The organism is Aquabacterium sp., from assembly GCF_004297345.1.
Taxonomy (GTDB): domain Bacteria; phylum Pseudomonadota; class Gammaproteobacteria; order Burkholderiales; family Burkholderiaceae_C; genus Aquabacterium.
In genome coordinates this window covers 1-8,441 of the sequence record NZ_SCTN01000228.1, presented here as the reverse complement: position 1 = coordinate 8,441, position 8,441 = coordinate 1, and the positions used below count along the sequence as shown (strand labels likewise).

8 protein-coding genes are annotated in these 8,441 nt (G+C 62.7%); 6 read left to right on the top strand and 2 right to left on the bottom strand.

Annotated features, from left to right (window positions below; genetic code table 11):
- On the bottom strand, positions 1-535 hold a 535-nt coding region (locus EPO09_RS08190), incomplete at its 3' end, for an MBL fold metallo-hydrolase (RefSeq protein WP_290641999.1).
- A gap of 93 nt (positions 536-628) precedes the next feature.
- A complete protein-coding gene (gene hrcA / locus EPO09_RS08185) occupies positions 629-1,648 on the bottom strand; it encodes a heat-inducible transcriptional repressor HrcA (RefSeq protein ID WP_290641997.1) in 1,020 nt (339 codons plus the stop codon).
- A 93-nt stretch (positions 1,649-1,741) separates the two neighbouring features.
- On the opposite strand from hrcA, the gene EPO09_RS08180 reads away from it, so the two are divergent.
- The 6 genes from EPO09_RS08180 to motA all read left to right on the top strand — a co-directional run.
- Positions 1,742-2,644, top strand: coding sequence for an NAD kinase (locus EPO09_RS08180; protein WP_290641995.1), 903 nt, complete (start codon positions 1,742-1,744; stop codon positions 2,642-2,644).
- 1 nt (position 2,645) lies between these two features.
- Positions 2,646-4,391 (top strand): DNA repair protein RecN, encoded by a 1,746-nt coding sequence (gene recN, locus EPO09_RS08175; RefSeq protein ID WP_290641993.1) that lies wholly within the window; start codon positions 2,646-2,648, stop codon positions 4,389-4,391.
- Positions 4,388-5,323, top strand: coding sequence for an RNase adapter RapZ (gene rapZ / locus EPO09_RS08170; protein ID WP_290641991.1), 936 nt, complete (start codon positions 4,388-4,390; stop codon positions 5,321-5,323). The genes recN and rapZ overlap by 4 nt, the downstream gene beginning before the upstream one ends.
- Positions 5,324-6,341: 1,018 nt before the next feature.
- Positions 6,342-6,662, top strand: coding sequence for a flagellar transcriptional regulator FlhD (gene flhD, locus EPO09_RS08165; protein ID WP_290641989.1), 321 nt, complete (start codon positions 6,342-6,344; stop codon positions 6,660-6,662).
- A gap of 63 nt (positions 6,663-6,725) precedes the next feature.
- Positions 6,726-7,262: a flagellar transcriptional regulator FlhC gene (gene flhC, locus EPO09_RS08160; protein WP_290641987.1), complete on the top strand. Its 537-nt coding sequence runs from the start codon at positions 6,726-6,728 to the stop codon at positions 7,260-7,262.
- A gap of 337 nt (positions 7,263-7,599) precedes the next feature.
- Positions 7,600-8,441, top strand: an 842-nt coding sequence (gene motA, locus EPO09_RS08155) for a flagellar motor stator protein MotA (RefSeq protein ID WP_290641986.1), incomplete at its 3' end; no start/stop codon positions are given.

Below are 8,441 nucleotides of genomic sequence, written 5' to 3'. Positions count from 1 at the left end.
CGCGCTCGGTGGCGCTGATCAACACGTCGGCATCAGGGAAGTCGGGCAAGGCGCTGATGTGGTCCCAGTGCATGTGCGAAGGCACGATCAGCTTGATGCGGTCCGGCGCCCAGCCGGCTTGGGCCAGTTGGTCCACGGCCGGGTGCACATCGCGGTAGGCGAAGAACTGGCGGTCCATGTAGGTGTTCGTGGCGAACTGCTGATCAACCTGTCGACCCAGGCCCGTGTCGAACAAAAAAGTGGCCTGAGGGTGGCGCACCAGCACCGCCACATGCGCCGGGTGGCGGTAGCGCAACCAGGATCCACCGCCCACTTCCAGCGCCTCGAACACGCCTTGCGATTCGGAGGTATTCAAAACCGAGAAGCCCAGGCCGGGCGGCGGGCTGGCGGGTGGCAGGCTATTGCCCAGATCCGGCTGATTCTGCGTGGGCACGGACAAAGGGGCGTCCATCGCGCTGAGGCCTGTGGCCAAGCCAGTCAGTACAACAACTACGCCAGCAGCCACGCCCAGGCTGCGCTTCATCCAGGTTTGCATCTTTGCTCCGTTTGAGAGGTTCCAGCCCTGAAGGCTAGGGCTCACCCATTAATAAGGCAAATTGCATTTACTTGGATGATCTAAAAGATTTTCTTATTTCTGACTGAGCACGTTGGACACCAGCCGCGAGGTGATATCCACGATTTCGATCATGCGGTCGTAGGCCATGCGGGTGGGGCCGATCACGCCCAGCGTGCCGACCACCTGGCCGTTGATCTCGTACGGCGCCGAGACGACAGACAGCTCTTCGAACGGCACGAACTGGCTTTCGCCGCCGATGTAGATCTGCACGCCGTCAGCGCGGCTGGAGCCGTCCAGCAGGCGCATGAGTTGGGTTTTCTGCTCGAACAGGTCGAACATGCGGCGCAGCGAGCCCAGGTCATTGGAGAAATCCTGCACCGTCAGCAGGTTGCGCTCGCCGGAGAGCACCAGCTGGTCGCTGTTTTCGGCCATGACCTCGCCGCCGGCCTGCACGGCCTGCTGCATGAGGTTGGCGATGTCGCCACGCAGTTGCTCCACCTCGCGCTTGAGGCGCTCGCGCATCTCATCGAGCGTCAGGCCCGAGTAGTGCGCATTAAGGATGTTGCTCGCTTCGATCAGTTGAGACTGGCTGTAGTCCTGCGGGGTGAAGATGACGCGGTTCTGCACATCGCCATCGGGCGAGACCAGGATGACGAGCACGCGCTTGTCGCCCAGGCGCAGGAATTCGATGTGCTGGAAGAGCGAGACCTTGCGCGGCGCCGTGACCACGCCCACGAACTGCGACAGGCTGGACAGCATGTGCGCGGCGCTGGCGATCACGCGCTGAGGCTGATCGGGCTGGAGCTGATCGCGGGTTTCGGCGCCCAGGTCAGCCAGGTTCAGATGACGGGCCGTGAGCATGGTGTCCACGAACAGGCGGTAGCCCTTGGGCGTGGGCACGCGGCCGGCCGAAGTGTGTGGGCTGACGATCAGGCCGAGCTCTTCCAGATCGGCCATCACGTTTCGGATGGTGGCAGCCGAGAGATCCAGGCCGGAGGCGCGCGAAAGCGTGCGCGAGCCGACGGGTTGCCCATCGGCGATATAGCGCTCGACCAGCGCTTTCAACAGAATCTTGGCTCGATCATCCAGCATGTGTTCTTCATTTTAGTTTCCGAGTGAAACGGCGCCAGCCCCTCAGTGAGGGAGCGCCTCATTTTGACACCCCCGTGTGGTGTAATTCCCCGCATGTCGAGTCTGCCCACCTCACGTTTCCGTCATGCTGCCTTGATCGGCAAGTACCAGGCCCGCGGCATCCGCCCGGTTCTGGAGGACGTGGCCCATATTCTGGCGCGCACCGGCGTCGAAGTCTGGCTGGAGCAGGAAACTGCCCTGAACACCGGCATGACGGAATACCCGTCCTTGTCGATCAAGGAAATCGGCAAGCAGTGCGATGTGGCCGTGGTGCTGGGTGGCGACGGCACGATGCTGGCGATTGCCCGCGAGCTGGCTCCCTTCAACATCCCGCTGATCGGCATCAACCAGGGCCGCCTGGGCTTCATCACCGACATCCAGCACAAGGACATGGCCACCGCCCTACCCCTGATGCTGGCCGGTCAATATGAGGAGGAGCGCCGCGCCATGCTGGAAGGCGCCGTGCTGCGCCCCATGCGTGGTGCCGGCTTCGAAACCATCTACGAGGGCTACGCGATCAATGAAGTGGTCGTGAGCCGCGGCGCCACCGCCTCGATGGTGGAGCTGCGCGCCGAGATCGACGGGCAGTTCGTGGCCAACTACCGCGCGGACGGCCTGATCGTGGCCTCGCCCACGGGCTCGACCGCTTATTCACTGTCCGCCGGTGGCCCCATCATGCATCCGGGCCTGGGTGGCTGGGTGATGGTGCCCATTGCCTCGCACACGCTGTCGAACCGGCCTTTGGTGGTGTCGGACAGCGTCACCATCACCATCGAAATCGTGGCCGGCCGCGACGCCAGCATGAACTTCGACATGCAGAGCCTGGCCAGCCTGCTGCACGGCGACCGCGTGACGGTGCGCCAATCGGCCCACAAGGTGCGCTTCCTGCACCCCAAGGGCTGGAACTACTACGCGACCCTGCGCCGCAAGCTGCGCTGGAACGAAGGAGTGAGCTGAGATGTTGCGCCGCCTGACACTGCGCGATTTCGTGATCGTCACCAGTCTGGAAGTGGATCTTGGCGGCGGCTTCACGGCCCTGACCGGCGAAACCGGTGCCGGCAAATCCATCCTGATCGACGCCCTGCAACTGGCCTTGGGCAGCCGTGGTGACGCTGGCGTGGTGCGCGAAGGTGCCGCACGCGCCGACATCACCGCCGAGTTCGAACCCTCCGCACAACTGACCGCCCTGCTGGCCCCCTGGCTGGAAGAAGCCGGCTTTGACGGCCTGGATGCGGGCGCGCCCTTGCTGCTGCGCCGCGTGGTGGACAGCCAGGGCAAGAGCCGCGCCTGGATCAACGGCAGCCCCGCCACGGTGACGCAACTGCGCGAGCTGGGCGAGCATCTGGTCGACATCCACGGCCAGCACGCCTGGCAAAGCCTGACCCGTGCCGATTCGGTGCGTGCCCTGGTGGATGCCCAAGCCGGTGTGGCCCACGCCGCGCTGCAACAGGCCTGGGCCGCACGCCGCGAAGCCCAGCGCCGCCTGGATGAAGCCCGCAGCAAGCAGGCCGATCTGGACCGCGAACGCGAACGCCTGCAATGGCAGATCGCCGAGCTGGACAAGCTCAATCCGCAAGCCGACGAGTGGGACGAGCTCAACACCGAGCACCAGCGCCTGAGCCATGGCCAGGCCATTCTGGATGGCGCCCGCCTCGCGCTGGATGTGGTCTCGGAAGCCGATGACAGCGCTGACTCACTCACGGCCCGCGCCATTGCCGCGCTGGAAGAAGTGGCCGGCGTGGAGCCCAACCTGGCCAATGCCCTCGAAGCCTTGCGCGGCGCCCAAGCGCAACTGCAAGACGCGGCGCACAGCCTCAACAGCACGCTGCATCACACCGAGCTGGATCCGGATCGCCTGTCCGAGCTGGACAACCGCATGTCGGCCTGGATGAGCCTGTCACGCCGCTACCGCCGCCCCGCGCCCGAACTGCCTGCGCTGCTGCAAGGCTGGAAGGCCGAGCTGGCCGAGCTGGATGCCGCCGCCGATCTGGAAGCGCTGGAGCGCGATGCCCAACAGGCGCACAAGGCCTGGCTGGACTTGGCCAAGACCGTGTCGAAGCAACGTGCCCAGGCCGCGCCTGTGATGGCGCAAGCCGTCAGTGAAGCCATGCAGGATCTGGGCATGGCCGGTGGCCGCTTCGAGGTCTCACTGGTCAAGCAGGACGAGCCTCAAGCCTATGGCCTGGAGAACATCGAGTTCCTGGTGGCGGGCCACGCGGGCAGCACACCACGCCCGCTGGGCAAGGTGGCTTCGGGTGGCGAGCTCTCGCGCCTGGCCCTGGCCATCGCGGTGACCACGTCGCAACGGGCCGATGAGGCCGCGCAAGTGGGCACGCTGATCTTTGACGAAATCGATTCCGGTGTGGGTGGTGCCGTGGCCGACACGGTGGGCCAGTTGATGCAACGCCTGGGCCGCGAACGCCAGGTCATGGCGGTGACCCACCTGGCTCAGGTGGCGGCCTGCGCGCACCAGCATCTGGTGGTGTCCAAGGCCTTGAACAATGGCCAGACCAACAGCGACATCCGCGAGGCGCAAGGCGCAGATCGCGTGCACGAAGTGGCCCGCATGCTGGGTGGCGCCGTGACCGATACCAGCCGCGCCCATGCGCAGGTGATGCTGGATGCGGCCGTGGCCCATGAAGCGCAGGCAGCAGCCAGTGACGCCGCGGTGGCCAAGGCCAAACGCAAAAAGGAGGCAGCATGAGCGCACTGGACATCGTGCTGCTGACCGGCATCTCCGGCTCCGGCAAATCCGTGGCGCTCAATGCGCTGGAAGACGCTGGCTACTTCTGCGTGGACAACCTGCCGCCCGAATTGCTGCGCGGCATGATCGAGCTGGAAGAAAAGCGCGCGCCTGAACTGAAGCGCCGCATCGCCGTATCGGTGGACGTGCGCAGTGCGCATTCGCTGCCCAACCTCACGCCGGTGCTGACCAATCTGCGCCAGGAGGGGCACTCGGTACGCGCGGTGTTCCTGGATGCAAGCACGGACGCTCTGGTGCGCCGATTCTCGGAAACGCGCCGCCCTCACCCGCTGTCGCAGCTGGCCAAGACCCCGCACCCGAATCTCACGCCGCCTCAGCGACGCGCCACCGATGTACTGACACCCATTGATGCGACCGAGCAGGCGCTGATGGATGCGATCAATCTGGAACGTGAACTGCTGAGCCCGTTGCGCGAGTTCTCGACCGTGATCGACACCTCGCTGTTGCGCCCGGCGCAGTTGCGCACCTGGATCCGCAACATCGTGCAGGCAGCACCTTCGCGCTTGACACTGGTGTTCGAATCTTTTGCCTACAAGCACGGCGTGCCGATGGACGCGGACTTCGTGTTCGACGTGCGCATGTTGCCCAACCCCTTCTATTTGAAGGAACTCAAGCCGCTGACAGGCCGTGATCAGCCTGTGATCGACTATCTGGCCGCGCAGCCTGAATCCGCCGAGTTGATTGCCCAGATCGAGGCCTTCCTCTTGCGCTGGTTGCCTGCGCTGGAAGGTGATCAACGCAGCTACGTGACGGTGGCGATTGGCTGCACGGGTGGGCAGCATCGCTCGGTGTATTGCGTGGAACAGCTGGTGCAGCGTTTTGCACCGCGTGGCGTCGTGCTGGCGCGGCATCGGGAGCAGGACGCCAAGTAGGCCCGCTTGCTTGATTCGACCGGTGGTGTGCTTTGTCGGTAGAACGCGAGGTGGGGTCTGAGCCGGTATCTGGCAGGGCTTCATTGTTGGCGGTCCCGCTTTGCAAGCGGGACACACTTGCGATGCTCGCGAGGAAGTGGAGCCGGAGAACTCCCTGCGTGGTCTGACGACCACTCCGGTCAAACAGCTCCGGCGAGTCAGATGAACGAAGCACGCTGCGCGTGCCCACTTCCCCACTGCGCCTCTCAGCGCCAACAAGGCGCCCCGCCAGATACCGACTCAGCCCTTGTCCACCTCGCTGTCAGCATGCCCAGGCCGTTTGATCCCGCGGTGATCAGACCTTGCTGCACGACTTACACGATGCTGGACACATGACGGCCAGCGCTGCCTGATATCACTAACCGCCTTGCAGCGCAGATTCAACACCGGACAGATCTGGCATCCACTGAAAGTAGACGTCATAGCGCACCAACTACCGTGACATGCCACCAGCGGGGCGAAACAAGGCTGAGGTGGCGTGCGGCTGGGCGCCTTGTTGGCGTCGAAGGCGCGCAGGGAGGCTCAGGTTTGCCCCTTGCTGCAAGCAAGGGGATGGCGAGCATGTTTGAGGCCGCAGGCCGAGTTGCGCAGCCACCTGTTCCGGACGAGCACCGTAGAGCAGTCCCGCGCAGCGGGGCCGCCAACATTGAAGCCCGGACGCATGCCATCTCGGCCGCGCCCCGCGCTCTACCGACAAACCGCGCGGACGATGGCACGCATCAACCGCCCCCCTCCCCCCCAGCCACGAAGACAAGCTTTTCACCAGACGAGAGTTCAATCGCTCGATATGCGGGGTCGCCCTTGTCAGGCTTTTTCTGACAAGACACTCAGCACCCGCCCGACGAGCCTTACAGCACCCTGCCTATTCAGAAATCAAGGGGTGAAGCACAGAATTTGATCCATGCCGACGAGATACAAAACCGGCGCAAACAAAAGCTTCAGCAAACAGACCTTCCAAACTGATTCAAAGGACACCGCCATGAACGCCGATCAAATCCTGACAGAAATCCGCGAAGCCAACCTGTCCTACCTGATGCTGGCCCAAAGCCTGATCCGCGCTGACCGCGAACAAGCCCTGTTCCGCCTGGGTATCTCTGAAGGCACCGCAACCATGCTGGCCACCCTGACCCCTGCACAGATCATGAAGATCGCCTCTGGCAACAACTTGCTGTGCCGCATGCGCGTTGACGACGACATGGTCTGGGGTTTGCTGACCAACCACGGCAAGAGCAGCAACGACAGCGTGACCCGCCTGCACGCCAACATCCTGATGGCCGGCCGCCACCAGGAAGCTGCCTGATACAGACCTGACACCACCGTCGTCATCGTCACCCCGAGCCAAAACGTCGTAGGAGCCCGCATCATGCGCACCAAGAGCCTGTTGACCGAAGCCAAGCAAATCGACCGCGCCGTCACCCTGATCAATCTGGGTGCCCGCCTGCAAGTGCTGGAGTCCGAAACGGATCTGTCGTATGAGCGCCTGCTGCGCCTGTACAAGGAAGTGGCCGGCAAGTCGCCCTCCAAGGGGCAACTGCCCTTCTCGACAGACTGGTTCATGACCTGGCAGCCCAATATCCACGCCAGCCTGTTCCTCAACATCCACGAATACCTGAACAAGGCCGCCGAGATCGACGAAATTGACACAGTGATCAAGGCCTATCAGCTGTATCTGGAACAAACCCAATCCCAAGGTCTGGAAGCCCTGTTGTCCGTGACCCGCGCCTGGCGCCTGGTCAAGTTCATCGACAACGGCATGCTGACCCTGACACCCTGCTCCAAGTGTGGTGGCCACTTCGTGACCCACCCCCATGAAATCGCCCGCCACTTTGTTTGCGGCCTGTGCAACCCACCCGCTCGCGCCGGCAAAGGCAAGGCAGCTGGTGGCCTGCACATGCACTGACCGCCGTCTTCGTGACTTACGCACGCATTGAGATCAACGAGACCGACAAGGTTCTCAAGTTCCCATCAGAAGCGTCGTAAGAACAGATGGACGGTTTGGAAGCGAAGCGTCCTTGCTTGTCTCCTCCTAGCACTGAACTTGTGCTTTCACGCGGACCCCTGATCGGGTCCGCCTTTTTTTGCACCTCAGTCAAAGAGGGCTTTCGCAAGATGTGAAAAACCGCACCCGTGTGGTCTTGTTCACGGTTTAGAAAAAACCGGCACAGCCGAAGATAGGAACATAGCTTTTCATCCCGCAAATCATTCTTGCCTGTCTGCATCAGCCGCCCCCCTAGACCATGAATCTCGCCATTGGATACGTCGTTGCGCTAGGTTGCATCTTTGGCGCATACATCCTGCATCACGGCAATATGGCCGTGATCATCGAGGCGTTGCCACTCGAAATGATGGCCATTCTGGGCGGGGCACTGGGCGCTTTCGTGGTGAACAACCAGTCCAAGACACTCAAGGCTGTGCTCAACAACCTCGGCCCGCTGGCAAAGGGATCCAAGTACACCAAGGCGCGGTACATGGAGTTGATGGCCATGCTTTTCGAAATCCTTCAGAAGGTGCGCAAAGAAGGTTTGATGTCTATCGAAAAAGACGTTGAAGAGCCCCACAACTCCGCGCTGTTCAAGAAGTATCCGGTGCTGGGGCACGACCACCATGTGGTCGAGTTCATCACTGACTATTTGCGCATGATGGTCTCGGGCAACCTCAACGCTCATGAGATCGAGACGCTGATGGACAACGAGATCGACACCCACCATCACGAAGGCCATGGCGCCGTTGCCGCCGTGCAGCGACTGGCTGGCGCCCTGCCCGCTTTCGGTATCGTGGCCGCCGTGCTCGGTGTGGTGAACACCATGGGCTCCGTGGGCCAACCGCCAGCCGTGCTGGGCGGCATGATCGGCTCGGCGCTGGTCGGCACCTTCCTGGGCATTTTGCTGGCTTACGGTGTCGTGGAACCTCTCGGTGGCCTGATGGAGCAAAAGCTCGATGAAAGCACGAAGGAATTCCAGGTCGTCAAGACCGTGCTTCTAGCCTCCATGCAGGGCTATGCACCGCAAGTGGCCATCGAGTTTGGCCGCAAGGTGCTGTACTCCACCGAGCGCCCGACCTTCGCCGAACTTGAAGCTCA